This is a genomic window from Bradyrhizobium sp. Kon58, assembly GCF_055807455.1.
Genome location: NZ_JBVVOT010000022.1, coordinates 1 through 24854 on the forward strand (window position 1 = coordinate 1; position 24854 = coordinate 24854).

Consider the following 24854-nt stretch of genomic DNA (forward strand, 5'->3'; position numbering starts at 1 on the left):
AACCCCGGCAGAGGCCTTCTCCTCTCAACTGTTGCACTTCGAGTGTGAATCCACCTCCTGGCTTTCGCCAGGACGACGTTGGGGAGACAATTTCTCACTCTCTCCACATCGTCATTGCGAGCGCAGCGAAGCAATCAGAATCCCTCCGCGGTGACAGACTGGATTGCTTCACTGCGCTCGCAATGACGGAGCAAGACAACGCGCTCAGGTGCCCCGGACGCGCTGCAGCGTGAAGCGCTGCTGCGCAGAGCCGGGCCCCAGAAGACGCACGAAGGTCGTGAGATGGGCCCCTGCTCCGCAGCGCACCGCGGCACCGAATGACGCTTCGCATCGCTGGGGAAGCGGTGCGCTGCGTCCGGGGCACGAGACCTTGCTACGCCACCGCCGCATCCGGCACGCGCGCGGCTTCCATTGGCTGCTTGCCGCGGATCAGGTCCGAGGCGCGGTCGGCGATCATCATGGTGGAGGCGTTGAGGTTCGCCGAGATCATGCGCGGCATCACTGAGGCGTCGATGACGCGGAGACCTTGCAGCCCGTGAACGCGGAGCTGGTCGTCGACCACCGCCCAGGTGGAATCCGCCGGGCCCATGCGGCACGTGCAGCCGGGGTGGAAGGTGGTGGTGCCGCGCTCGGTGGCGGCGGCCAAAAACTCGTCGTCGGTGTTGATGTTCGGCCCCGGGAAATCCTCGTAGGCGTAGTAAGGCGACAGCGGCGCACTCTTCAAAAGCCGGCGCGCGAGCTTCATGCCGCCGACGATGACGCGGCGGTCGAGCTCGGCGTCGAGATAGTTGGTCTGGATGATCGGCGGCGCGAACGGATCAGACGAGCGGATCCGGACATAGCCGCGGCTCTCGGGGCGCTGCTGCCAGGAGGCCACCGTCATGCCGGGCTCGTCCTCGAGCTGGCCCTGTACGCCTTCCTTGTAGGACGCCGGCGTGAAGGTGAGCTGGAGGTCGGAGCTGTCGGCGCTCTCGCCGGAATGCCAGAAGCAATAGACCATGGTCGGCGACAGCGACAGCAGGCCTTTGCGCGCGGTGGCCCATTTCATCGCCTCGACCCAGAGACGCCAGCCGCGGCGAAGCTCGTTGATGGTCCTGATGTCTTTGACGCGCGCGACCGTTCGCGGGGCGTAATGATCCTGCAGGCCTTCGCCGACCGGAAGCGCGTGACGCACGGCGATGCCGTGGGCGCCCAGCAGATCTGGCGAGCCGATGCCGGAGAGTTGGAGCAGCTGCGGCGAATTATAGGTGCCGCCGGAGAGGATCACTTCCTTGTTGGCGCGCACTTCCACCGGCGTGCCGCCAGAGCCCCCCTTCATGTAGCGCACGCCGACGGCGCGCTTGCCCTCGAAGATGATCTCGGTCGCGTGCGCGTGGGTGTGGACATGCACGTTCGGACGCTTCATCGCGGGCTTGAGAAACGCGGTCGCGCCGGAGACGCGCAAGCCCCTATCGATGGTGCGCTGGCAATAGGAGACGCCTTCCTGGGTCTTGCCGTTGTAGTCGGGGTTGCGAGGGATGCCGAGCGAGACCGCGCCTTCCATGAAGGCTTCGCAAAGCGGATCGCGCCAGTTCATGGTGGTAACGGTGAGATTGCCGTCGCGGCCCCGGTAAACGTCCTCGCCCTCGCCGACCCGTTTCTCCAGCCGCCGAAAGTAGGGCAGCACGTCGGCATAGCCCCAGCCGCGATTGCCCATCTGCGCCCAGGTGTCGAAATCCATGCGCTGGCCGCGATTGTAGATATGGCCATTGATCGAGGACGAGCCGCCGAGCGTCTTGCCGCGCGGCGCGTAGATGCTGCGCCCGCCGGTCCAGGGCCCGACCTCCTGCTGGTAGGCCCAGTTGATGCTCTTCATGTGGAAGGTCTTGATGAAGCCGGCCGGCAGATGGATGTAGGGATGCCAGTCGCTCGGGCCCGCCTCGAGCACGCAGACACTGGTAGCAGGGTCTTCGCTCAGCCGGCTGGTGAGCACGCAACCGGCGGAGCCCGCGCCGACGATCACATAATCAAATCTGTCCATGGTGCCTCGGCCGCCTCTAGCGCGGCTTGTCGTTGAGTTGATAATTCAAATGCATTCGCACGGTCGGCCATTCGGCCGCGGTGATGCTGTAGACCACGGTGTCCCGGAGCGTGCCGTTGGGCGCGACCTGGTGGCTGCGCAGGATGCCGTCCTGCTTGGCGCCAAGGCGCTCGATGGCGCGGCGGCTCTGGTGATTGAAGAAGTGGGTGCGGAATTCCACCGCGATGCAGTCCAGCGTTTCGAAGGCGTGGGTGAGCAGCAGCAGCTTGCACTGCGTGTTGAGCGGACCGCGCTGCGCGCTCTTGCCGTACCAGGTCGAGCCGATCTCGACGCGGCGGTTGGCGGCATCGATGTTCATGTAGGTCGTCATGCCCACGATCTTGCCGCTGCCATCGAACACGGTGAAGGGAAGCATCGAGCCCGCGGCCTGAAGACCGAGCCGGCGGTCGATTTCCTTGCCCATGTTGTCCGGCGTCGGAATCGCGGTGTACCAGATGGTGGAGAGCTCGCCGTCCTTCACGGCCTCGATCAGCCCCTCGCGGTGCTGATGCGACAACGGCTCCAGAGCGGCATGCTGTCCGCGCAGGGTGATGGGATCAGGCCAGGGCATTGAATATCTCTCCTTGCGTCACGTCATTGCGAGGAGCGAAGCGACGAAACAATCCAGACTGTCACCGCGGACGCATTCCTGGATTGCTTCGCTTCGCTCGCAATGACGGTCACTAGCACCGTTTACTTGTTTAGGAAATTGAGCGGCAAACCGCCACGCGGCCAGTCCATGGCGATCAGTTCGCCCTTGCCTGAGAGCGTGATGTAGGCGGTCTTGAGCTCGGGGCCGCCGAAGGCGATGTTGGTGGTGACGCGGTCGCCGGTCGGGACCTGCTCGACCAAGGTGCCATCGGGCGCTATCACCGAGATGCAACCGGAGACGAGGGTGGCGACGCAGACATTGCCGTTCGCTTCGACCGCCAGCGAGTCGAACATCTGGTAACCGCCGAGGCCGCAGATCGGTTTGCCCCGCTCGCCGCGATAGATCACGTCGCGCGGCTTGAGCGTGCCGGGCGCGGAGAGCTCGTAGGCCCAGAGCCTGCCCGTCGGCGTCTCCGCGATGTAGACGGTGGCCTCGTCCGGCGACAGGCCGATGCCGTTCGCCGGCAGTATGCCGTGCACGACCTCGACGATCTCTTTCATGCCAGGCTTGAGATAATACATGCCGCCGACGTCCATCTCGCGCGCGCGGCGCTTGCCGAGATCGGAGAACCAGAGGCCGCCCTGCTTGTCGAACACCAGATCGTTCGGCCCGCGCAGATCGTGCTCGCCGCATTTCGTCACGACGGTCTCGATCTTTCCCGATTGGAGATCGACGCGCTGGATCGAGCCGCCGAGATAATCGTCGGGCTGCGGACCCGGCATGATCATGTTGCGGGTCGGGACCCAGGAGAAGCCGCCATTGTTGCAAATGTAGATCTTGCCGTCAGGGCCGAGGGCTGCGCCGTTCGGGCCGCCCGGAATCTTCGCGACGATCTCCTTGCGCCCGTCGGGATGGATTCGGGTCAGGCGCTGGCCGCGGATTTCCACCAGCACCACCGAGCCGTCCGGCATCACGACCGGCCCTTCGGGAAATTCGAGGTCGGTGGCGAGAACGCGGACGTTGGACATGGGGGACCCTCCCGGCTGCTTGTTATGACTTGCACGGGATGTCCGGCACGGGCCCCACACGCAAGATTGCCTGTGGTTATGACAAAGTCGCCGGGGCTTGCCAAGCAAGCGGGATGGTATGCCAGCGTTGCGCGCTAATCTCGCACGGGTATCCAAATCTCCAGGCCGCCATTGCCGGTGGCGGGATTGAATTTCTCGTCGTAGCGCTCGAAGTTCGGCGCATCGGCAGCCTTCAGGCCGGAGGCCGGCAGCCACTGATTCCAGATCGCGGTGACGGTGCGTCTGATCGAGGCGACGTGGTCGGCGTGGGTGAACACCGCATAGCGCTGCTCGGGGATACGGATACGCCCGAAGCGGCGGGGCAGCTCGGAGAAATCGGCGACCTCGACGCCGGCGATGTAGTCGAAATTGCCGGCATCGTCGCCGTTGCAGCAGACGCCATAGGCGACCGGTCCAACGCGCGCGGGAATGTCGGCGACCTCCTGGTGGAAGCGCTGCCACAGTCCAGGAATGGCCGCGCCGTTGTCGCAGGAGATGCGCTCGTTGATGCCTGCGACGAGGAAGGCCTTTGTGGTTTCGAAGCGCGGGGTGGCGAGTTTGTCTGCGATGGTTGAATCCATGAGGATCGGCTCCTGAAGCTCGAGATGGCCGGTGCATTGCGCGGCGCGCACCGCTTCGGGCGTGGTGCCGAACTGGTCGCGGAACGCGCGAGTGAATGCTTCGTGCGAGCCGTAATCCGCCTCCAGCGCCAGCGAGAGGATGTCCGGCGCGCCGTTCGCAAGGCTGCGCGCCGCTTCGCTCAGCCGCCGCGCACGCACGTACCGCATCACCGGCACGCCGGTGGCTGCGGCAAACGCGCGCACGATGTGGAACCGCGACACGCCCGATATCGCAGCGATCTCGTCGAGCGTCATCGGCTCGGCCAGGTGGCTCTCGACGTACCAGAGCGCGCGCTGGGCTGGGTTCATGGCGTTTCTCGTTCGAAGCGCGACCATGATGCACGGAAGTCCGCAGGTTTCGCTTGATCGGTGTTGCGGTCCCGCAAGAGGATAACGCCGGACCAGCCACTGGCAACGTCCGGGCGTTCATGGCTACACTCGGGACGTCCTTGAAACCGCTCACGAGAAAGCAGGAGGAACCGCGTCATGAAGATCACCGATGTGCGCGCGCACCATATCCGCATCCCCTATGACGCCGGTGTCGCGAGCTTCCGTCAGGGCGCCTCTGCCATCACCGCCCTCGACATGGTGATGGTCGAGGTCAGCACCGACGCCGGGCTGACCGGCTGGGGCGATGCCTTCGCCTATGTCTGTCCGCGCACCACGCGCAGTGCCGTCGAGGAAATGATCGCACCGCAGGCCCGTGGGCTGGAGGTTCCCGATGCCGCCGGCATTGCCGCGGTGATGGAGCAGATCCAGCGCAATCTGCATCTGTTCGGGCGTTACGGCATAACCATGTTCGCGATCTCCGGGCTGGACATCGCGCTGTGGGACCTCGCCGCCAAGATCAAGAGCGTGCCGCTGCACCGGCTGCTCGGCGGCACCCGGCGCCCGGCCATTCCGGCCTATGCGAGCCTGTTGCGGATCGGCTCGCCCGACAACATCGCCGCCGAGTGCAAGAAGGCGCTCGCGCTCGGCTACGGCGCCATCAAGCTGCACGAGACCACGGCACCGGCGGTGTTTGCCGCGCGCGCGGCGATCGGGCCCGGCATTCCGCTGATGGTCGACATGAACTGCCCGCTGTCGGGCGAAGAGGCGATCGCGTTCGCCAGGACATGCCGGGACGCGCAGCCGATGTTCCTGGAGGAGCCGGTCTGGCCGCCGGAGGATTTTACGGCACTCGCCGAGGTCCGCAGCAAGGGCGGGCTCGGCGTCGCCGCCGGCGAGAACGCCTGCACGGAATATCAATTCCGCCAGATGATGGATGCGGGCGCGGTCAGCCACGCCCAGCCGTCGGTGATCAAGGTCGGCGGCATCACGGAATTCCTGAAGGTTGCGGCGCTCGCAGATCGGCTCGGCGTCAAGATCGTTCCGCACTCCCCGTATTTCGGCCCCGGCCTGCTGGCGACCTTGCATCTCCTGGCGGGACGCGACGACGGCTTCGTCGAGATGTTTTACCTGAAGCGCGAGGCCTGCCTGTGGGGCGGCCGCGCCGACGTCGATGGCACCGGCCATGTCGCGGTGCCGACCGGGCCTGGTCTCGGCTATGAGCCCGACCGCAGCGTGATGGAGCGATATCGCGTCGCTTGAGCGCGGCTCCTATTTCGCCGCATCCTTCGGCGGCGGCGCGTCCTGCTTCTTCTTCACATCCTCCGCGGTCTTCGCCTGCGCGGCCTGGAGATCGCCGAGCATCTTCTGCAAGCCGGCCACGGTCGTCTTCAACGCATCGATCTGGCGAGCCGCGGCGTCCAGCTTTTGCTGGTGATCGAGGTTGAGCTTGGTGATCGTCTTCTGGAGGAAGTCGACGTTGCTCTGGAGGCAGCTGGTGCGGCGCTCCATGGTCTTCTCGACGGTGCAGATCTCGATGCCGGGCACGTCCTGCGCGCGGACCGGCGCAATCGCCAGCGTGGCGAGCAGTGACATCGCGAAACAGACGCCGGCGCTTCGAAGCAGCATGCAGGTTCCTCGTCAAATCAATCACGGCAATGTGCGCTTTTTGCACGCAGCCTGTCGAGGCTACCACACTCGCACCGCATTCTCGCGTTGAGCTTGCGCTGTTCCCTCGGACGGGGAGCGATGATCTGCACGCGGAGGAAATGGGCGCTCCTTCTGCGGCTTTGTTTAGGGGAGTTTCTGATGGCAACGCGCGACAGACGACTGGCTGAATTCGACGGCGCCGGAGAACCGCCGCCTGGCCTTGTAGTCGAAGTGCTGTGCGAGGACCACAGCGGGACGTATCAGCTGCCGTTCGCCTGCCGCTATGTCGAGGGACGTTGGCAGAACCACGCAGCCGGCGTCGCAGTCGAAGCAACCGTCATCGGCTGGCGCGTCCCACGCATGAAGCATTCGGGCGTGGCCTGAGCACTGATTTCTGTCTCAAAATGCTACGGGGCCGCGTCCCGGCTTAACCTTCGGAACGCGGCCCGAACGAATCACGTCCGAATCAGCCGCAGGCCCCCGTACGCGCCTGTTCACGGCTAGATGTCGCAACCAGCCAGCGCGCGCACACAATATCTGCGCAGCGCGTGAGCCAGCCCAGCCGGCCGCGGGCGTCAAAAGTTAACGGCTTCAATGACATGACTGCGGGGGTGCGGCGGTTGGATGCGCGCTCCCAAAACAGGCAGATGGCACCCGGCCTGCCTAATATTCGACCTCGAGCTCCTCGATCTCAGCCGGCTCGTCCTTTGCCGCCGCGATCCATTCCTTCATCTCCGGCATGGCCATGATGGTATCGGCATAGGCCTGCAGCTGCGGCTCGAGCTTGACGTTATAGGTCACGAAGCGCGTCACCACCGGGGCGTACATCGCATCAGCCATGGTGCGGGTCTCGCCGAACAGGAAGGGACCGCCCGATTTATCCAGGCAGTCGCGCCAGATCGCCCAGACGCGATCGATGTCAGCCTGCGCGCGCGACCAGATCTTGAAGCCGGGGAAGTGCCCCTTCAGGTTGACGGGCAGCGAGGCGCGCAAGGTGGTGAAGCCGGAATGGATTTCACCGCAGATCGAGCGGCAATGCGCGCGCTGGACGCGATCCGCGGGCAACAGCCCGGCATCCGGCATCGCCTCGTTGAGATATTCGGCGATCGCCAGCGTATCCCAGACGATCGCGCCGTCGTGCCGCAGGCACGGCACCAGGATCGACGACGACAACAGCAGGATTTCGGCGCGCGCCGACGCGTCGTCCGGTGCGGTGACGATCTCCTCGAAATCGAGCCCGGAAAATTTCGTCAGCAGCCAGCCACGCAGTGACCAGGACGAATAGTTCTTGCTGCTGATGGTCAGTGTCGCCTTCGCCATGTGGCCTTCCCTCACGCCTGTGACTCACGCCTAAGACTTGCACCCCGCCCGGGCTGCGGGAGTGCGCACCGCCTGTGCTTCCCGCGAAAAGAGCAGCAAGCGACGTGCCAATCTTGAGAGCGGCTCATCCCGGGTTTGGCTTCGATATTGCATAACAGGACGGGGACAGGTGGGCTTTTCAGTATGATGTCGATGTATTATCAGGCCTTTCAGAACCATATGGACTTGACGGCGCCGTGGCGGTCGGGGGCCTCCTCCGCGCTCAAATTCCTCAATCTGGTGCCGCAGGGCTTATCGGATCAGGTCGTCGGCCGGCTGTCGGCCGCGCTGGAGCTGATCTCCCGCTCCACCCTCACCTACCACCGCCCCGCCTACGGCATCGACAGCGTCATGGTCGGCAATCGCGAGGTCGCCGTGACCGAGGAGATCGCTTACGCGACCCCGTTCGGCTCGCTGCTGCGTTTCAAGAAGGAAGGCGTGGGCGAGCAGCCGCGCATGCTGCTGGTGGCGCCGATGTCCGGCCATTTCGCGACGCTGCTGCGCGGCACCGTGAAGACGCTGCTCCAGGACCACGACGTCTACATCACCGACTGGCACAATCCGCGCGACATTCCCCGCAGCGAGGGCCGTTTCGGGCTCGACGACTACACCGAGCATCTCATCGACTTCCTCGGCCAATTGGGCCCGCGCCCGCATATGGTCGCGATCTGCCAGCCCTCGGTCTCGGCGCTCGCGGCCGCCGCGATCATGTGCGAGGGCAACCATCCTTCGCGGCCGGCGACGCTGACGCTGATGGCCGGGCCGATCGACACGCGCATCCTGCCGACCAGGGTCAACGAATTCGCCAAGAGCAGGCCGATCGACTGGTTCGAGCAGAACCTGATCAACTACGTGCCGATGCAGTGCCGCGGTGCCTTGCGGAAAGTCTATCCCGGCTTCGTGCAGCTCACCGCCTTCGTCTCGATGAATCTCGAGCGCCACATCAAGCAGCACATCGATCTCGCCGATCACATCGCCAAGGGCGAGAAGGAGAAGGCGGCCAGCATCAAGACCTTCTACGACGAATATTTCGCCGTGATGGACCTGCCTGCGGAATTCTATATCGAGACCGTGCGCGACGTGTTCCAGGAGCATCTTCTGCCCCAGGGCAAGCTGATGCATCGGGGACGTCCGGTGGACACCAAGGCCGTCAGCCGCATGGGGCTGATGACGGTCGAGGGCGAGAAGGACGACATCTGCTCGATCGGCCAGACGCTGGCCGCGCAAGACCTCTGCACCGGCGTGCGCGCCTACCGCCGTGTGCACCACATGCAGGCCGGCGTCGGCCATTACGGCGTGTTCTCGGGCAAGCGCTGGAACAACGAAATCTATCCGCTGCTGCGGGATTTCGTGCACGTGAACTCCTGAAGCTCCGCCAAATTTCTTCAGCAGGATCGGACAAGGCAGCGCGGCTTTGGGAAAGACGCCGGCGCTGCACCAACCCTAACACACGGACATGCCGCTCGCGCCGGAGGCCAAGCCATGTCCGAACTCCCCCTCGCTGTAACACCCGCCGCGATCGTCGATGCATTGAAGGCGGTCGCAGGCAATCCGCCAAAGGTGCGTGCGAGCTTCGCCAAGGGTCGATGCGTGCGCGGGACCTATGCCCCGTCCGACCGCGCGGCAGAGATCACGCGATCGCTGAGCTTCACCAAGCCCTCGCGCGTGCTGGCGCGTTTCTCCGTCGGCGGCGGCAATCCCGGGGTGACCGACAGCAACAATCTCGTCCTGCGCGGCTTCAGCTTCAGGCTTGGCGACGACGCGCATCGCTCGGACATCCTGTTGGAAAGCGCTCCGGTGCATTTTGCACGGACGCTCGACCAGATGCTCGCCTTCCTCGAGGCGCGCATTCCGGGCGCGGACGGCAAGCCCGACAGCGAGAAGGTCCGGGCTTTTTCCGCGGCCAATCCTGAAACACTGAACCAGGCGAAGTACATCGCGGCGCGCCGGCTGCCCGGCAGTTTTGCCGGCACGACCTATTGGGGCGTACACGCCTTTCCCGCGACGAACGCAAAGGGCGAGACTCGCTTCATCAAGTTCAAGGTCGCGCCTGTCGGTGGCGACGTCACCTTGAGCGAAGACGAAGCCAGGACAAAGTCAGCCGATTTCCTGCATGACGATCTCGCGCGGAGGATCGCAGCCGGCGATGTCCGCTTCAACGTGGTGGCTTTGCTCGACCGTCCCGGCGATCCCACCATGAACGTGACCCTGCGATGGCCGGACGAGGACAACCGTGAGCAGGTGCGGCTAGGGACGATCGTCATCACCAGCCTCGAGGCCAACGAGGCCTGCGACGGCTCCATCTTCAATCCCGCCAATCTTGCCGACGGCATCGGCCATCCGCCGGACGAGATCTTTGCGGCGCGCCGCACGGCCTACACCTATTCGCTGGAAACGCGGCGCTGACTAGATCTTTTCCCGTCCGCCATCCGTTTCGCGGCGCCACGCGCCCGGACTGACGCCGACGATGGACGAGAACACCCGCGTGAAATGGCTCTGATTGGCAAATCCGGCGGAGATGGCAATCTCGGACAACGGCAGGTCGCGGACTGTCATCAGTTGCTTGGCCGCCTTGACGCGCTGCTGGAGCAGCCATTGATGCGGCGGCAGGCCGGTGGAGATCCGGAATGCGCGTGAGAAGTGGCTGACTGACAGGCCAAGCTCGGTTGCGATCAGCTGTAGCGCGATCTTGCCCGAGAGATCGGAATCGAGCCGGTCACATGCACGCTTCACCTGCCATGGCGCGAGACCGCCGCGGCTCGGTTCTGCGGCTGGCTTCAGCCCGCCATAGGTCTGGGCGACATGGGCGGTGAGCGCAAGCATCATGTGATCGACGAAAAGCTGGTTGGTCTCGTCGGGCCGACGCAGTCCGTGCTGCAACGAGGCGCCAACATGTCGAACGACCGCGTCGTCATGACCGACACCGGGCTCGTAGCTGAGCTCGCCAACCCGCGGCCCGCCCGGATGCCTGGCAACACCGTTGAGCGCCGAGCGCGGCAAATAGAAGAAGAGCGAGTGAAACGGCTTGTCGATCACATAGCGCGGGTCGCGCTTGAGGTCGTACAGATAGGTCGCACCTGCGCGAACATCCGCCTTGTTGACACAGCGGCCCTCCTCCCAGCATTCGCAATCCGGATAGTCGCGGAGTTTCAGGCTGAGGAGATAGGCATCTTCCGCAGCCAGCGAGCCGGAAATATCCGGTGTCGGATCGTCGTTGCGGACTTCGGTGACCGCAAGCTCGGCACTGTGCAGCGAACGCGTGATCAGGACCGGTGCTTGCTTCGAGCGAAGGCCCTGCCCGAGCCTCTGCCCGTAGACGCCTGCGTGTGTCATTCTAGTAAATCCATCCGTAAAGGCACGTCTTCGCCGGCCTTCCCGAGATCCGCGCATTATCGGAGATCGCCGGCCGACGGTCCAGCTGCAGCGCATAGCACGAAGCTGGCGCGGCCGGCCGTCGCACCGGGCCGCGCCGCGATGATTTCATTGTGATTTCAGCGTGATGTCACAGGCCCGGCAGGGCGAAGGACAACACCGTTGACCTGCCCGACAGATTGCTGCGCGATTTCATCGTGCATTTTGGAAATGAATTGCGGCCTGCGCACGTCAGGCGGACCATTCCTCGCCCCAGACCTGGACGACGTGGCCCGGCGACACCTCGCGATATTGCCGAACGGGCGGCTGGTAATCCGGCGCGCGCACCGGGCTTCTGATCTCGTCGTTCGCTACCTCGCGCCTGGTGCCGCGGCGCGCTGGATCGGGCACCGGCACGGCCGCCATCAGCTTCTTCGTATAAGGATGCTGCGGATTTCCGAACAGGGCCGCGCGCGGACCGGTCTCGACGATCTCGCCGAGATACATCACCGCGACGCGATGGCTCATGCGCTCGACCACCGCGATATCGTGGGAAATGAACAGATAGGCAAGTCCCATGCTGGCCTGAAGGTCCAACATCAGGTTGACGACCTGCGCCTTGACCGAAACGTCGAGCGCCGAGACCGCTTCGTCCGCGACGATCAGCTTCGGTCCGAGCGCGAGCGCGCGGGCAATGCAGATGCGCTGGCGCTGGCCACCGGAGAATTCGTGCGGAAAGCGCGCGGCCATGTCGGCGGTGAGACCAACGCGAACGAGCAGGTCGGCGACCTTCTCCCGCGCCTGCGACGCCGTTGCGAGCCCGTTGGCGAGCAATGGGGCCGCAATCGCCGTACCCACCGACATGCGCGGGTTGAGGCTCGCGAACGGATCCTGGAACACGATCTGCATCTGCTTGCGAAAATCACGCAAGGTGCGGGCATTCATCGCCAGCACATCCTGCCCGTCGACCAGAACGGTGCCGCTGTCCGGCTCCGTCAGCTTGAGAATGGAGCGGCCCGTCGTCGACTTGCCGCAGCCGGATTCGCCGACCAGCGCCAGCGTCTCCCCGGCGCGCAAGGTGAAGGAGACGTTCTCGACCGCGTGGACGCGGCCCGAGAGCTTGCCGAACAGGCCTGAGCGGATTGGAAAGCGCGTCGTGAGATTGGAGACTTCGAGCAGCGGTCGCTCGGCAATCGAGACCGTGTCGGGCGTCTCCGCCGGCTCGTCCGAGGTCCCCGTTAGCTTGTCGACGATCGGAAAACGCATCGGCCGCGTCCGCCCATCCATCGAGCCGAGGCGGGGCACGGCCGCGAGCAGTGCCCTTGTATAAGGATGCGAAGGGGCTGCGAAGATACGCGCGGTCGCGTCAGTCTCCACCGCCTGGCCGCCATACATCACCACGGTGCGGTCCGCGATCTCGGCCACCACGCCCATGTCGTGGGTGATGAAGAGGATCGACATCTCCTCTTCCTGCTGAAGCTCCTTCAGGAGCTCCAGAATCTGGGCCTGGATCGTGACATCGAGCGCGGTGGTCGGCTCGTCCGCGATCAGCAGCCTCGGCTTGCAGGCCAGCGCCATCGCGATCATCACACGCTGGCGCATGCCGCCGGAGAAGCGATGCGGATGCTCGTGGAAGCGCGATTTCGCCGCAGGTATCCGCACGCGGTCGAGCAGGCGGATGGTCTCGACCTCCGCCGCCGCGCGCGACAGACCGCGGTGCTGGATCAGTGCTTCCGCAATCTGGAAGCCGATGGTCAGCACCGGATTGAGGCTCGTCATCGGCTCCTGGAAGATCATGGCGATGTCGTTGCCACGAACATCCTTCATGCTCGCTTCGGGCAGCGTCAGCAGGTCGCGACCGGCAAGCCGGACGCTGCCTTCGACCCGGCCGTTCTCCTTCGGAATGAGCCACATGATCGAGAGCGCGGTGACGCTCTTGCCCGAACCGGACTCGCCGACGATCGCCACGGTTTCCCGCGAGGCAATATCGAACGACACGTCGCGGACGACGGGACTCCATTGCCGTTCGCGGAGGAAGGACGTCGTCAGGCCGGAAACCGACAGCACCGGCGACTGAGCGTGGTCCGCGACTTGATCAGCTCCGCTTGCGCCCATGCTCATGCCGATGTCCTAATAGCCACGACTACGATCGACACGCCCCGGCAAATCCTCGCCGCGGCGGTGGCGTGCGATCACGTCCAGCACGAAATCGACCGCCGTATCCGGCGTCGTCATACTGGCATTGTGCGGCGTGACCAGGATGCGCGGGTGGCTCCAGAAAGGGTGACCCGCAAGCAGCGGCTCCGGCTCGGCGACATCGAGGACGGCACCCGACAATGCGCCACTGTCGAGCGCCGCGAGAAAGTCGGCTTCGACCAGATGCGGGCCTCGCCCGACATTGACCAGCGACGCGCCGCGCGGTAGGCGCGCGAACAGATCCGCATTCAGGATGCCGCGGGTCTCGTCGGTCAGAGGCAATAGGCAGACGAGAATGTCGGTCTGCGCAAGGAAATCCGGCAACGTCTCCATGCCCGCGTAACAGGTGACGCCGTCGATCTCGCGCGGCGAGCGGTTCCAGCCGAGAAGCGGAAAGCCGAACGCCGTGAGGCGTTCGACCACGGCCTGGCCGAGCTGGCCGAGGCCCATCACGCCGACGCGACGACGTTTGGCCGGCGTGATCCGGATCTCGCGCCAGACCTGCGCCTTCTGCTGGCCGATGAAGTGCAGGAGATCGCGATGCAGGGCGAGCACCGCCATGGTGACGTATTCGACCATGGTCTCCGCGATGCCCGGCTCCAGCATGCGCACCAGCGGAATGTGCGGCGGAACTTTTGACGCGTCGAACTGGTCGACACCCGCACCGACCGAGAAGACCAGCTCGAGATTTGGGAACGTCGTCGCGATGTCGTCCGGCGGCACCCACGCCACGAGATAGCGGACGTCGGCGGGATCGCCGATGTCGGGCCAGAGCCGGAATGGCACATCGGGCGCGCGCTGGGCGAAGAAGCCCGCCCACTCCGCGCCGCGAACCATGTTGGCCTTGTACAGAACCGTCATGCCGCAAGATCCTCAGAACGGGCTGACCGGCGCGAGCCGGCGGCCGTCGATCAGGCGCTTGTGGCTGTAGGCCGCCGGATCGACCAGCGGCGTCGCGCCCGTCACGATGTCGGCGGCGAGCTTGCCGGCCGCAGGGCCGATGCCAAAGCCGTGGCCGGAGAAGCCGGTGGCCAGGAAGAAGCCGGGCATGGCATCGACCGGAGAGATGACCGGAATGGTATCCGGCGTGCAGTCGATCGTACCGCCCCAGGCTTCCGCGATCTCGATGTCCTTCAATTCAGGGTTCGACTTGATCAGCGAAGCCAGCGCGGCATTGACCAGCGACATGTCAGGCGCGGGGTCGCGCACGCGCTCGGTCTCGAACGGCGACGGCTTGTCCAAGCTCCAGCTCGTGCCGCGCATGAGCTGGTCGAAGAAGGATTTGCCGAACGACAGTTTCAATCCGTTCTTGCGATGACGATAGGTCGGCCAGAAGGTCCGCGCGTAGCGGAACAGATCGGGCGACAGTTCGACCGTGCCGCGATTGCGAAGCGCCAGCGTAAAGCCGCCGTCGAGGCGGCGGCGGATGCAATAGAAGTCGGTACCGAGCGCGCCGGAGGTGATCTCCGGCCCCGGCGTGGTCCGGCACGCGGTGGCGTTGACGAGGCCGATCGGCAGCTCGATGCCGTGGCGTCGGCAGAACAGCGACGACCACGCGCCGCCGGACAGCAGCACCGATTGCGTGCGAATGGTGCCCTTCTCGGTGACGACGGCGCTCACGCGCCCACCCTGTGTCTCTAGCCCACGCGCGGCGCAGCCCTGATGAATGGTGACGCCGTGTTTTCGCGCGGCGGTCGCAAGCGCAGGCACCGCCATCGAGGGCTCGGCGCGCCCGTCGCTCGGCGTGTGCAATCCGCCGACCCATTTTTCGGCGTTGCCGGGCAGGCGCTCGGCGACCTCCGCTGGCGTCAGGACCGTGGAGTGCACCTGCATCTCGCGCGCCGTCGCGGCCCATCGCTCCCAGCTGGCGAGTTCGTCCTTGCTCTTGGTCAGGAACAGCACGCCGGTACGGCGGAAGCCGGCATCTACGCCGGCGTCGTTCTGCATGTCTTCCCACAGCCGCAGCGCCTCGCGGGCGAGCGGGATCTCCTCACGCGCGCGGCCCTGCTGGCGGCACCAGCCCCAATTGCGGCTCGACTGCTCGCCGCCGACATGGCCCTTCTCGACCAGGGCGACGGAAAGGCCCTTCTTCGCGAGATGATAGGCTGCGGACACGCCGATGACGCCGCCGCCGATGACGACGACATCCACCTGCGCCGGCAGGCGCTCGTCACTGTTTATACGGGTGAGCGGCGGGGACATGGGACACTCCAGAAATTCAGTTCGATCGAGACAGCTCGGCTCGTCGCTCGTTTGCAGATCATGGGATGTTCATTCGCGGATCGAGCGCGTCGCGCAGGCCGTCGCCAAGGAAGTTGAAGCTCGTCACCGCCAGCGTGATGGCGAGGCCCGGCGCAATCGCGAGCCAGGGCGCACTGGTGAGATAGATCTGCGCATTGTTGAGCATGTTGCCGAGGCTCGCGGCCGGCGGCTGGATGCCGTAACCGAGATAGCTGAGATAGGATTCCAGCAGAATTGCCTTGGCGACGTTCAGCGTCGCCGCCACCACGATCGGCGCGACCGCGTTGGGCACGAGCTCGCGGAACATGATCCGCAGGTTCGACGAGCCGAACGCGAGTGCAGCAACCGCAAACTCGCGTTCCCGCAGCGAGCGCACCTGGGCCTCGACGACGCGGGCCACCCACATCCAGGCGGTTGCCGCGATCAGCACGGTGGTGGTGACGAAGCCGGGCTCGATGAGCGCCGCGAGCGCGAGCAGCAGGAAGATGGTCGGAAAGCACAGCATGGCGTCGACGAGCCGCATCAGCACCGCGCCGACCATGCCGCCATAGAAGCCGGCAAAGGCGCCGACGGCGATGCCCACTGCCATCGCGATCACCATCGCGACGAAGCCGATCGACAGCGAGATACGCGCGCCCATCATCAGCCGCGCCAGCACGTCGCGGCCGAGCTCGTCGGTGCCGAGGATGTGCGCGCCCGACAGCGGCGGCGCGAACCGCTTCATGATGTCGATATAGGTGTCGTCGAACGGCAGGAGATACGGGCCGAATGCCGAACCGAGGATGAGAAGCAGAATGATCAACGCGCCCGCGAGCGCAAGCCGATGCCGGCGGAAGCGCCGCCACGCCGCCTGGCCCGGCGCAACTTGATCGGTGGAGAGGGCGGCAGTCGTCATCCCTAGCCCACCCGGATGCGCGGATCGACGACGGCATAAAGGATGTCGGCGAGGAGGGAGCCGATCAGCACCATGATCGCCGAGAACATCAGGATGCCCATCACTACCGGATAGTCGCGGTAGCCGATGGAATCGAGGAACAGCCGGCCCATGCCAGGCCAGGTGAACACGGTCTCGGCGACCAGCGCACCACCGAGCAGCGTCGGAAACTGAAGGCCGCCCACCGTGATCATCGGCAGCAGCGCGTTCCGCAAGGCGTGAACCGTAAGGATTCGCCATTCCGGCATGCCCTTGGCGCGCGCGGTGCGGATGTAGTCCTGGTTGATGACTTCGAGCATCGAGGAGCGCATGAAGCGGCCCCACATCGCGGTCTCCACCAGCGCCAGCACCAGCGCCGGCGCAATGAGATGATGGAGGAGATCGAGCGGTGAGCCGTCGCCGACGGTCTGCCGGTTGCCGGCCGGCAGCCAGCCGAGCTTCACCGAGAACACATAGATGGTGACGAGGCCGAACCAGAAGGTCGGGATCGACAATGCGATCATGGCGCCGACGGTCGCCAGCGAATCGAACAGCGAATAGCGGCGCAGCGCACCGAGCACGCCAATCCAGCAACCGAGCAGGACCGCGATGATGGTCGCCGTCGCCATCAACTCCAGGGTCGCGCCGAGATGCGAGGAGATCACCGCCAGCACCGGCTCGCCGTCGCGATACGAGCGGCCCCAATCGCCCCTCAGCATCCGGCCGAACCAGTCGAGATACTGGATCGGCAGCGAACGATCGAGGCCAAGCTGCCGGGTGACGCGATCGAGATCCTCCTGGGTCATCTGCGCGGACGCCGCGAATTGCGAGAGCGGGCCGCCCGGCGCCAGATGCAGGATGGCGAAGCCGATCGCGGACACGATCACCAGCAGCATGATCGCCTGCGCCAGGCGATTGGCGACGTAACGGGCCATCTCAGGCGATCTCGCGCACCTGAACCATCAGGCCCAATACCATTCGCGGATGTTCCAGCAGTTGATCGACATGTTGATGTTGGGGCGGAAACCCTGCAGCCCTTCCTTCACGCCTTCGGCGATGAAGCCCTGGAACAGCGGCAGGATCGCGAGGTCGTCGCGGATCAGCTTTTGCAGATTGCCATAGGTCGTCTTGCGCTGCGCCAGATCGAACTGCTTGGCACCTTCTGCGAGAAGCCGATCCGCCTCCGGGTTGCGATACTGATAGGTGTTGTAGCCGCGGCCACCCTTGGCAGGAATGGCGCCGGAGCCGAAGCGGGGCGTCACGTCGGGGTCGCTGCCGAGCATGAAATTCACCCCCACGATCACCGAGTTGAATTTCGATTGCTGCCAGAAGTCGCCCCAGATCACGGCGGCCGGCATGTTGTTGACGCGCATCGCGGCACCGATCGCGCGCCAGTCCTGGATCAGCAACTGCTGGGTCTGCTCCCGCACCGCGTTGCCCGACGTCGTGGAATTGGCGAATTCGAGCTTGACGCCGCCCTTCTCGCGCACCCCACCGGCGCCGCGGACCCAACCGGCCGCATCGAGCAGCGTGTTGGCCTTGGCCGGATCGTATTTGTGCTGCGGCAGTCCCTGCTGGAACGACCAGGCCTGTTGCGGCACGAAGCTTTCGGTCTGCGTCGGCAAGCCGTAGTTCAGCGCATCGATGATCGCCTGCTTGTTGATCGCGAGATAAAGCGCCTCGCGCACGGTGCGGTCCGCCAACGCGCCGAACTCCAGATTGGGCGCGATGTGCTCCACCGACGACGTCGAGGAGACGAAGATCTTGCGGCCCTTCAGGGTCTTCGCCTCCTGCACGAAGTTCGGCAGAATGCCTTGCAGGCCGGTGTAGTCGACCTGTCCGGTGCGGAACTGGGTGTAGAGGACGGTGAGATCGGGAATGTATTTGAACACCACGCGTTCGACGTACGGCCCCTTGCCGTGATAGCCGGTATGGGCATTCAACTGAATGTGGTCACCCGGCACGCGCTCGCCCCAGCGGAACGGTCCGGTGCCGACAGGCGCGTTGTGGAACGGCGAGGCGTTCGGATCGGTCACCTTCTCCAGGATGTGCTTGGGCACGATAAAGGTCAGCGATCCCAGGATCGACACGTAGGGCGAATAGGGAGCTTCCATGCGCCAGTGAATCTCGTCGGGCGCGACGACCTTGATGTCTTTCACGAGGCTATGGCCGACGCGGCTGCGCGCGCGAAAATCGGGATTGTTGATCAGCTCGAGCGAGAACTTGACGTCGTCGGCCGTGAACGGCGTGCCGTCGTGCCATTTCACGTCGCTGCGGAGCTTGATCTTCCAGGTCAGGCCGTCGGCCGACAGGCCGCCGTTCTCGAGGGTCGGGACTTCGCGGGCGAGGTCGGGAACGAACTTGCCGTCGGGATCGATGAACCAGAGCGGCGAGAACACCTGCCACCAGATGCCCTGATCGACTTCGATGCCCGGCATCAGGGGATGAAAGACCGTCGGCTCCTGCGACAGCGCCGCGATCACCTGTCCGCGCGGCTTGTCCGGCGGATTGGTCGGGCGTTCGGTCTGCGCGAATGCGCTGCCCGAAAGCGTCCATCCCGCCGCGGCGCCCGCGCCGAGCTGAAAGATCTGACGGCGATTCGGATTGCCGAGATGCAGTGCTCCAACGCCGAACTTCCCGGTGTCGTCCGCCATGACCACTCTCCGTTTTCGCACGCGGCACCGTCTCCCGCGCCCGAGATCCCCGGCAAAGGGACAGGAGTGGGCTTTAGTGCTTCTAAATTTTTCTACCAAAAGTTCATCACGACTAAATACAGCTGTCAATCGCATTGCTAGGATGCGCGACCTATTCACTCCGACTGAAGCTCCGGACCGTCGTTGTCCGGGGCTGAAATGATGCATGGGAGAGCGACATGGATGGTCGCGGCGAGATCAACGATCCGAAGGATGCCCCGGCGCCCGAAGCCGACGATGCCGTCGACCAGCGCCTCGGCGAGACCGTGCGGCTGCTGCGGCAACGTGCAGGCCTGTCGATCCAGGACGTCGCCAACAAGACCGGCCTCTCCAACGGGATGATCAGCCAGCTCGAACGCGCGCGCGCCATGCCGTCGATACGCACGTTGCGCCTGCTCAGCATCGCGCTCGACGTTCCCATCTCCTATTTCTTCGAGACCACCGATCCCACCGACGTGCAGCGCTACATCGTGCGCAAGAACAGCCGGCGCCTGCTGCGGCTCACCGCCAGCGGCGTCGTCAAGGAAGCGCTGACGCCGGCGGACAAAGGCCAGCTCGAACTCTACGAGCTCACGCTCAATCCCGGCGCCTCGTCCGGCACCGATTTCCTGCAGCACACTGGCGAGAAGGCGGGCTATATCCTCTCGGGAAGCCTGCGGCTGTGGCTCGACAACCAGGCCCATCTGCTCGAGGCCGGCGACAGCTTTCGCTTTCCGAGCATCGTGCCGCATATGTTCGACAACCCGACCCAGCAGACGGCCCGCGTAATCTGGGTGACCACGCTGCGCCAGACCGATTCGCCGGCAGGTTGAAGCGCCGCCAAACCGGCACCACCGCAAATTGCCCCTCGACGCCGCCGCGCGGAATCTGTAGCTCACATCTGTCGCTGACGTGGAGCCGGTCATTGACAGGGCGGACACGGGGGCCGCGACTGACGCGTTGGTGTGAGACCATGAAACTCAGGGGGCTTCTGACACTCGCGATGACCGCGCAGGTCATCGTGACCGCGGCGGCTCTCCTCGTCTCCTATGCCGCGACCGGCGCCGGGTTCGGCATTGCCCAGATCGTCGCCCTGCTCGCAAGCGGCGCCATTGCCGTCCTGCTCGCTCGTCTGTGCACGCGCGCGATCGAAACGGCGCAGGAAAAACGTGCCGCCGCGCAACTGGCCGAGCAGGCGCAGGCCAGCGCACAGATGACGCAAGCCGTCATCAAGACCGCGCTCGACGCCTTCATTCAGACCGACCAGAGCGGCATCGTGCTGGAATGGAGCCTTCAGGCCGAGGCCCTGACCGGATGGACGCGCAAGGAGGCGCTCGGCACCGACGTCGTCAACCTCCTCATCGCCGAGCCGCTGCGCGACGGCTTCAGGCAACGCATGATGCGGCTGCTGCCGGAATTGTCGGATACGCCGATCGGCATCCGGTTCGAAGCGACCCTGCTGCACCGGGACGGCGACGAGATCCTGATCGAGGCTTCCAGCACGGCGCTCCACATCGGGGGGCGCACCCTCATCAACAATTTCGTCAAGGACGTCACCCAGAAGCGCGCCGCCGCGGAGCAGCTGATCCAGGCCCAGAAGATGGAGGCGATCGGCCAGCTCACCGGCGGCATCGCGCACGAATTCAACAACATGCTCACCGTGATCACGGGCACGATCGAGATCCTCGCCGACGCCGTGAAGGACAATCCGCCGCTCGCGACCATCACCAAGCTGATCAGCGACGCCGCCGACCGCGGCGCCGCACTGACCTCGAGCCTGTTGTCCTTTGCCCGCAAGCAGGCGCTCAAGCCGGCCGAGAGCGACGTCAACGAACTGCTCGAAGAGCTCGCAAAGCTGCTTCGGGCAACCTTCGACAAGAAGATCGAGATCGTGACCCGGCTCGACGGCAACATCTGGCTCGCGCTGGTCGATCGCGGCCAATTGAGCTCGGCACTTCTCAACCTCGCGATCAACGCCCGCGATGCGATGCAGGACGGCGGCAGACTGACGTTGACGACGCGCAACGTCGTGTTCGGCGTCCGCGAGGCCGTGGCGGTCGGGGCCGGCTATGCCGGCGACTATGTCGAGATCGAGATAGCCGACACCGGCACCGGCATTCCGTCAGCCATTCTGGAGCGGATCTTCGATCCCTTCTTCTCGACCAAGGACGTCGGCAAGGGCACGGGACTCGGGCTCAGCATGGTGTTCGGATTCATCAAGCAGTCCGGCGGCGGCATCAAGGTCGCTTCCGAAGAAGGACGCGGCACGATTTTCACGATCTACCTGCCGAAGGCGGAGGCGAGCACGCTTCGCCCCACCGGCTATGACGAGCGCAAGGTCATGGGCGGGACGGAAACCATCCTTTGTGTCGAGGACGACCGCGACGTCCGCCAGTACGTTACGGTCCAGCTCGAAAGCCTCGGCTACAAGATCATCCCGGCCGCCAATGCGGCCGAGGCGCTCGCCATCGCGGCCGAAGGCACGCCCTTCGACCTGCTTTTCACCGACATCGTGATGGCCGGCAGCTTGAATGGACGAGAGCTCGCCGACGAGATGGTGGCAGCGCGCCCCTCGCTGCGGGTGCTGTTCACGTCGGGCTATGCCTACGACGCCCCGCATGCGCAGGGACGCGCCACCAAGGGCGCGCCGCTTTTGACAAAGCCCTACCGCAAGGCCGAGCTCGCTCGCATGCTGCGCCGCTCTCTCGACACCGCCGTCGACGACGCGGGCGATCCGATCCCGACGCCCTATTCCGTGCAGGCCGATCTCGAAGGCTTTCTGCGCAGGCAGGCGGCTGAACGCGACAGGCGTTAGTGCGAGTCTTGCGCATGGACAGCGCATGGCTGCTGCGCAACACTCCGTCTCAGTTACAATCCCATTGGAGGCGAGCCATGACTGCACTCGAAAAGGGCATCACCGCTGTTGGTACGGGCTATGGCGGCAAGACCTGGAACATCCTCGGCCAGGTCTACTTCCCTAAGGCCGTCACCGAGTCCACCTTCGCGTTCGAGACCAACAGCGATCCGGGCCAGTTCGTGCCGGTGCACATCCATCCGACCCAGGACGAATTCATCCTGGTGCAGGAAGGCACGCTCGACCTCAAGCTCGACGGCAAATGGGTCAAGGCCCACGCCGGCGACCTCGTGCGCCTGCCGCGCGGCATCCCGCACGGCTATTTCAACAAATCCGACAAACCGGCCCGTGCGTTGTTCTGGGTCTCGCCGATGCAGAAGCTGGAGGCGCTGTTCAACCAGCTCCATGACCTGACCGACCCGGCCGAGGTCGTGCGCATCTCGGCGCTGCACGAGGTCGACTTCCTGCCTCCCGAAGCCAACGACTAGGCTACGATCCCCCGACCGACGAATCGTTGGGGGAACCGGCCATGCCTGCACGACGTCAACTCCTCGCAATCATCGCGGCGCTTGGGCTGGTCCTTGCGACATTGGTCCCGAGCCGGGCGCAAACGCTCACCGCCAGGCAATCGGAGGCGGTTGCGACCTACGAGCGTGCGCTCGGCGATTTCAAGGCGATTCTGTCTGAGCGTCGCCGCCAGATCGACGCCAAGCAGCCGCTGCCGAACCTGCCGGGCCAGGCGCTGTATCTGGCACGCGTCGCCGTGATCAGTGCTTACAAGGATCTCACCGACGTCATGCCGTCGCGGATCGGCAGGCCCAACAAGTTCGAGATACCTCCGGCCTATTTCGATGCCGACATCGAGCCGCTGGTCGACGAATACTCAAAGCTGTTCGAGATCATGGAAGCGCCGCCGGCCGGCGCGCAGAACTCGGCGACGCCGTTCAAGGACGTGGTCGATCTCGCGGTTGCGATCGCGCGGGCCAAGGGGCTTGCGCCTGACCACGCCGAAGCCGCGGGCCGGATCAGCCTCGGGCTGTTCTTTGCCGAGACCAACGGCAAGCAGAACGTCCGCAACGGGCGCTCCAACACCTATATGGGCAGCTTCCAGACCGGCCCGTCCGAGGACCGCAACGGCCGCAGGAAATGGGAGACCATCAAGGCCGAGATCGCGGCGGCCGATCCCGGGTTGAGCGCGCGCGACGATAAAGAGGAGGCACGCGCCAGCGGCACCGATCATCGTTTCAATCACTGGACCAACGTGCGCGACGGGCTGATGAACGCGCATGCGGATGTTTTCCGGGAGATCCCGGGAATCGTGAAGACGCTGCCCGACCCGATCGACCAGATGAAGCTGTTCGAGCTGATCCAGATCGTACCCACGCCGACACGGTCGGCGCTCAAGTCCGGCGATCTCCTGAACTACAGGGTGTCCAGTCCGACGATCATGAAGCACCTGCGCAACAACAGCATCTTCGCATTCGGACAGGCCGACCGGGCGCGCAGCTCGGCAAGCTTCCGGGAAATCCTTGGCGCGATGTGGCTGTTCAAGCGGAAGTTCGAGAAGGCGATGGCGAAGTATGCGGAGATCAAGCCGCGCTGAGGGGCTGCTCGCCGCGTGGCACGCGGGTGAGAGGCTAGCTCCCGCCTTGTAGCCGTCCATCAGGGTCTTCAAAGGCAAAACGGTCCGCCTGGTCATTGCGTCCTGCGCCCGGTGCATTTAGCTTCTCCGGACAAGAACAAATCCAGGGGGGACACATGACAGCCGCTCTTCGCAAGCGCACGCACCGTGCCGCATGGGCCTTGATCTCAACATCCCTGGCGGGCCTGGCCAATTTCGCCGCGCATGCCGAGATCGTCGTCACGGCCAATGACGGCAAGATGGTGCTCGAGAACGGCACCGCCGTGGTGCGCAAGCAGCCGCTGCCCGACACGGTGAGCGTCATCGACTTCACCGACGGTGCCTTGAAACTTCTAGGCGAGGTGCCCGCCCCCGCCAGCGTCGTCGGCCCGCCGCCGAGCGTGGCAATTGCACCGGATGGTGCGTTCGCCCTCGTCACCGGCGCGATGAAGCTCGATCCTGCGGATCCGACGAAGACGGTGCCCGACGACAAGCTCTCGGTCATCGACCTGAAATCCACGCCGCCCAAAGTGCTGGCGACCTTGCAAGCAGGCGCCGGCGCTGCCGGCGTTTCGATCAACCGCGCGGGCACGCTGGCACTGGTCGCGAACCGCAGCGAAGGCACGGTCTCGGTCTTCACGATCAGCGGGAGCACGCTGACGCCGGCCGGCAAGATCCAGCTCGGCGACGCCAAATCAGGACCCAGCCACGCGGTCTTTTCCCATGACGGCGCGACCGCGCTGGTCACCCGCGACGGAGACAGCAAGATCTCGCTTCTGACCGTGGACGGGAGCAAGGTCGAGTACGCCAAGCGCGATCTCTCCGCGGGCATCCGCCCCTACGACATCGATCTCACCGGCAGCGCTACGGCAATCGTCGGCAATGTCGGCGCCAGCAGCGGTGACAACGACTCGATCAGCCTGATCGACATGACGGCGAAACCGATCCGCGTCGTCACGACAGTCACCGTCGGGCAGACGCCGGAAGCCGTGAAGATGTCCCCGGACGGCAGCCATGTGGCCGTGACCGTCATGAACGGTTCGAACAAGCCGTCTGCCTCGCCGTTCTTCAACGATTTCGGCCTGCTCAAGGTCTACAAAATTTCGGGCACTGACCTTACGCCGGTGACGGAAGCGAAGATCGGCCATTGGTGCCAGGGCATGGTGTGGTCGAAGGACTCCAAATATGTCGTGGCCCAGTGCATGGTCGAAAACGAGCTGATCGCCTTCTCGTTCGACGGCAAAGCGCTGAACAAGACATCCACGCTCAAGATGCAGGTGAGCCCCGCGGGCATCCGCACCGCGGAACCGTAGGGCCGGAGCGCGGCGCAGC

General features: G+C 64.9%; 22 protein-coding genes. 9 read left to right on the plus strand and 13 right to left on the minus strand.

The window, feature by feature from the left end; genetic code table 11:
• Positions 1-373: 373 nt before the first annotated feature.
• The 4 genes from AC0L20_RS28255 to AC0L20_RS28270 form a co-directional block, all read right to left on the minus strand.
• Entirely contained in the window at positions 374-2020 is a 1647-nt protein-coding gene (locus tag AC0L20_RS28255; RefSeq protein ID WP_473293983.1) for a GMC family oxidoreductase, read from the minus strand.
• 16 nt (positions 2021-2036) lie between these two features.
• A complete protein-coding gene (locus tag AC0L20_RS28260; RefSeq protein WP_473293984.1) occupies positions 2037-2630 on the minus strand; it encodes a GNAT family N-acetyltransferase in 594 nt (197 codons plus the stop codon).
• Between the two features lie 122 nt (positions 2631-2752).
• Positions 2753-3679 (minus strand): SMP-30/gluconolactonase/LRE family protein, encoded by a 927-nt coding sequence (locus AC0L20_RS28265; RefSeq protein ID WP_473293985.1) that lies wholly within the window; start codon positions 3677-3679, stop codon positions 2753-2755.
• Between the two features lie 134 nt (positions 3680-3813).
• Positions 3814-4647: a GyrI-like domain-containing protein gene (locus AC0L20_RS28270; protein ID WP_473293986.1), complete on the minus strand. Its 834-nt coding sequence runs from the start codon at positions 4645-4647 to the stop codon at positions 3814-3816.
• A gap of 177 nt (positions 4648-4824) precedes the next feature.
• On the opposite strand from AC0L20_RS28270, the gene AC0L20_RS28275 reads away from it, so the two are divergent.
• Positions 4825-5928, plus strand: a complete 1104-nt coding sequence (locus AC0L20_RS28275; protein ID WP_473293987.1) for a mandelate racemase/muconate lactonizing enzyme family protein — start codon at positions 4825-4827, stop codon at positions 5926-5928.
• A gap of 9 nt (positions 5929-5937) precedes the next feature.
• On the opposite strand, the gene AC0L20_RS28280 is transcribed toward AC0L20_RS28275, so the two are convergent.
• Positions 5938-6294: a hypothetical protein gene (locus AC0L20_RS28280; RefSeq protein WP_473293988.1), complete on the minus strand. Its 357-nt coding sequence runs from the start codon at positions 6292-6294 to the stop codon at positions 5938-5940.
• Positions 6295-6474: 180 nt separating this feature from the next.
• Here AC0L20_RS28280 and AC0L20_RS28285 point away from each other — a divergent pair, with 180 nt between their 5' ends.
• Positions 6475-6699, plus strand: coding sequence for a hypothetical protein (locus AC0L20_RS28285; protein WP_106945261.1), 225 nt, complete (start codon positions 6475-6477; stop codon positions 6697-6699).
• Positions 6700-6978: 279 nt separating this feature from the next.
• Here the strand turns inward: AC0L20_RS28285 and AC0L20_RS28290 are convergent, their stop codons facing one another.
• Entirely contained in the window at positions 6979-7635 is a 657-nt protein-coding gene (locus tag AC0L20_RS28290; RefSeq protein ID WP_473263018.1) for a glutathione S-transferase family protein, read from the minus strand.
• A 183-nt stretch (positions 7636-7818) separates the two neighbouring features.
• On the opposite strand from AC0L20_RS28290, the gene AC0L20_RS28295 reads away from it, so the two are divergent.
• A complete protein-coding gene (locus tag AC0L20_RS28295; RefSeq protein ID WP_027519727.1) occupies positions 7819-9042 on the plus strand; it encodes a polyhydroxyalkanoate depolymerase in 1224 nt (407 codons plus the stop codon).
• Between the two features lie 114 nt (positions 9043-9156).
• Complete coding sequence (locus AC0L20_RS28300; protein ID WP_473293989.1) at positions 9157-10080, plus strand: catalase family peroxidase; 924 nt, start codon at positions 9157-9159, stop codon at positions 10078-10080.
• Here AC0L20_RS28300 and AC0L20_RS28305 read toward each other — a convergent pair whose 3' ends face one another.
• The 7 genes from AC0L20_RS28305 to AC0L20_RS28335 form a co-directional block, all read right to left on the minus strand.
• A complete protein-coding gene (locus AC0L20_RS28305; protein ID WP_473293990.1) occupies positions 10081-11007 on the minus strand; it encodes a helix-turn-helix domain-containing protein in 927 nt (308 codons plus the stop codon).
• 270 nt (positions 11008-11277) lie between these two features.
• The gene (locus AC0L20_RS28310) at positions 11278-13146 is read right to left on the minus strand and encodes an ABC transporter ATP-binding protein (protein ID WP_473293991.1); all 1869 of its coding nucleotides are present in this window, start codon (positions 13144-13146) and stop codon (positions 11278-11280) included.
• Between the two features lie 9 nt (positions 13147-13155).
• Positions 13156-14082 (minus strand): 2-hydroxyacid dehydrogenase, encoded by a 927-nt coding sequence (locus AC0L20_RS28315; RefSeq protein WP_473293992.1) that lies wholly within the window; start codon positions 14080-14082, stop codon positions 13156-13158.
• A 12-nt stretch (positions 14083-14094) separates the two neighbouring features.
• Positions 14095-15423: an NAD(P)/FAD-dependent oxidoreductase gene (locus AC0L20_RS28320; protein WP_473293993.1), complete on the minus strand. Its 1329-nt coding sequence runs from the start codon at positions 15421-15423 to the stop codon at positions 14095-14097.
• Positions 15424-15481: 58 nt separating this feature from the next.
• Positions 15482-16357 (minus strand): ABC transporter permease, encoded by an 876-nt coding sequence (locus AC0L20_RS28325; RefSeq protein ID WP_473293994.1) that lies wholly within the window; start codon positions 16355-16357, stop codon positions 15482-15484.
• Between the two features lie 2 nt (positions 16358-16359).
• Entirely contained in the window at positions 16360-17310 is a 951-nt protein-coding gene (locus tag AC0L20_RS28330; protein WP_247430993.1) for an ABC transporter permease, read from the minus strand.
• 27 nt (positions 17311-17337) lie between these two features.
• Positions 17338-19029, minus strand: coding sequence for a peptide ABC transporter substrate-binding protein (locus AC0L20_RS28335; RefSeq protein WP_473293996.1), 1692 nt, complete (start codon positions 19027-19029; stop codon positions 17338-17340).
• 218 nt (positions 19030-19247) lie between these two features.
• Between AC0L20_RS28335 and AC0L20_RS28340 the strand changes: the two genes are divergently transcribed.
• From AC0L20_RS28340 to AC0L20_RS28360, 5 genes are all read left to right on the plus strand, one after another.
• On the plus strand, positions 19248-19880 hold the full coding sequence (locus AC0L20_RS28340; protein WP_473293997.1) for a cupin domain-containing protein: 633 nt from the start codon (positions 19248-19250) through the stop codon (positions 19878-19880).
• Between the two features lie 140 nt (positions 19881-20020).
• Entirely contained in the window at positions 20021-21862 is a 1842-nt protein-coding gene (locus tag AC0L20_RS28345; protein WP_473293998.1) for an ATP-binding protein, read from the plus strand.
• Between the two features lie 77 nt (positions 21863-21939).
• On the plus strand, positions 21940-22389 hold the full coding sequence (locus AC0L20_RS28350; RefSeq protein ID WP_473293999.1) for a cupin domain-containing protein: 450 nt from the start codon (positions 21940-21942) through the stop codon (positions 22387-22389).
• A 41-nt stretch (positions 22390-22430) separates the two neighbouring features.
• On the plus strand, positions 22431-23504 hold the full coding sequence (locus AC0L20_RS28355) for a hypothetical protein (RefSeq protein WP_473294000.1): 1074 nt from the start codon (positions 22431-22433) through the stop codon (positions 23502-23504).
• 155 nt (positions 23505-23659) lie between these two features.
• On the plus strand, positions 23660-24835 hold the full coding sequence (locus AC0L20_RS28360) for a beta-propeller fold lactonase family protein (RefSeq protein ID WP_473294001.1): 1176 nt from the start codon (positions 23660-23662) through the stop codon (positions 24833-24835).
• The last annotated feature ends 19 nt before the right edge of the window (positions 24836-24854 follow it).

Bases quoted from the DNA above. Each gene is read 5' to 3' on its own strand.
- AC0L20_RS28255 (WP_473293983.1), bottom strand. From the start codon at position 2,020: ATGGACAGATTTGATTATGTGATCGTCGGCGCGGGCTCCGCCGGTTGC.
- AC0L20_RS28260 (WP_473293984.1), bottom strand. From the start codon at position 2,630: ATGCCCTGGCCTGATCCCATCACCCTGCGCGGACAGCATGCCGCTCTG.
- AC0L20_RS28265 (WP_473293985.1), bottom strand. From the start codon at position 3,679: ATGTCCAACGTCCGCGTTCTCGCCACCGACCTCGAATTTCCCGAAGGG.
- AC0L20_RS28270 (WP_473293986.1), bottom strand. From the start codon at position 4,647: ATGAACCCAGCCCAGCGCGCGCTCTGGTACGTCGAGAGCCACCTGGCC.
- AC0L20_RS28275 (WP_473293987.1), top strand. From the start codon at position 4,825: ATGAAGATCACCGATGTGCGCGCGCACCATATCCGCATCCCCTATGAC.
- AC0L20_RS28280 (WP_473293988.1), bottom strand. From the start codon at position 6,294: ATGCTGCTTCGAAGCGCCGGCGTCTGTTTCGCGATGTCACTGCTCGCC.
- AC0L20_RS28285 (WP_106945261.1), top strand. From the start codon at position 6,475: ATGGCAACGCGCGACAGACGACTGGCTGAATTCGACGGCGCCGGAGAA.
- AC0L20_RS28290 (WP_473263018.1), bottom strand. From the start codon at position 7,635: ATGGCGAAGGCGACACTGACCATCAGCAGCAAGAACTATTCGTCCTGG.
- AC0L20_RS28295 (WP_027519727.1), top strand. From the start codon at position 7,819: ATGATGTCGATGTATTATCAGGCCTTTCAGAACCATATGGACTTGACG.
- AC0L20_RS28300 (WP_473293989.1), top strand. From the start codon at position 9,157: ATGTCCGAACTCCCCCTCGCTGTAACACCCGCCGCGATCGTCGATGCA.
- AC0L20_RS28305 (WP_473293990.1), bottom strand. From the start codon at position 11,007: ATGACACACGCAGGCGTCTACGGGCAGAGGCTCGGGCAGGGCCTTCGC.
- AC0L20_RS28310 (WP_473293991.1), bottom strand. From the start codon at position 13,146: ATGAGCATGGGCGCAAGCGGAGCTGATCAAGTCGCGGACCACGCTCAG.
- AC0L20_RS28315 (WP_473293992.1), bottom strand. From the start codon at position 14,082: ATGACGGTTCTGTACAAGGCCAACATGGTTCGCGGCGCGGAGTGGGCG.
- AC0L20_RS28320 (WP_473293993.1), bottom strand. From the start codon at position 15,423: ATGTCCCCGCCGCTCACCCGTATAAACAGTGACGAGCGCCTGCCGGCG.
- AC0L20_RS28325 (WP_473293994.1), bottom strand. From the start codon at position 16,357: ATGACGACTGCCGCCCTCTCCACCGATCAAGTTGCGCCGGGCCAGGCG.
- AC0L20_RS28330 (WP_247430993.1), bottom strand. From the start codon at position 17,310: ATGGCCCGTTACGTCGCCAATCGCCTGGCGCAGGCGATCATGCTGCTG.
- AC0L20_RS28335 (WP_473293996.1), bottom strand. From the start codon at position 19,029: ATGGCGGACGACACCGGGAAGTTCGGCGTTGGAGCACTGCATCTCGGC.
- AC0L20_RS28340 (WP_473293997.1), top strand. From the start codon at position 19,248: ATGGATGGTCGCGGCGAGATCAACGATCCGAAGGATGCCCCGGCGCCC.
- AC0L20_RS28345 (WP_473293998.1), top strand. From the start codon at position 20,021: ATGAAACTCAGGGGGCTTCTGACACTCGCGATGACCGCGCAGGTCATC.
- AC0L20_RS28350 (WP_473293999.1), top strand. From the start codon at position 21,940: ATGACTGCACTCGAAAAGGGCATCACCGCTGTTGGTACGGGCTATGGC.
- AC0L20_RS28355 (WP_473294000.1), top strand. From the start codon at position 22,431: ATGCCTGCACGACGTCAACTCCTCGCAATCATCGCGGCGCTTGGGCTG.
- AC0L20_RS28360 (WP_473294001.1), top strand. From the start codon at position 23,660: ATGACAGCCGCTCTTCGCAAGCGCACGCACCGTGCCGCATGGGCCTTG.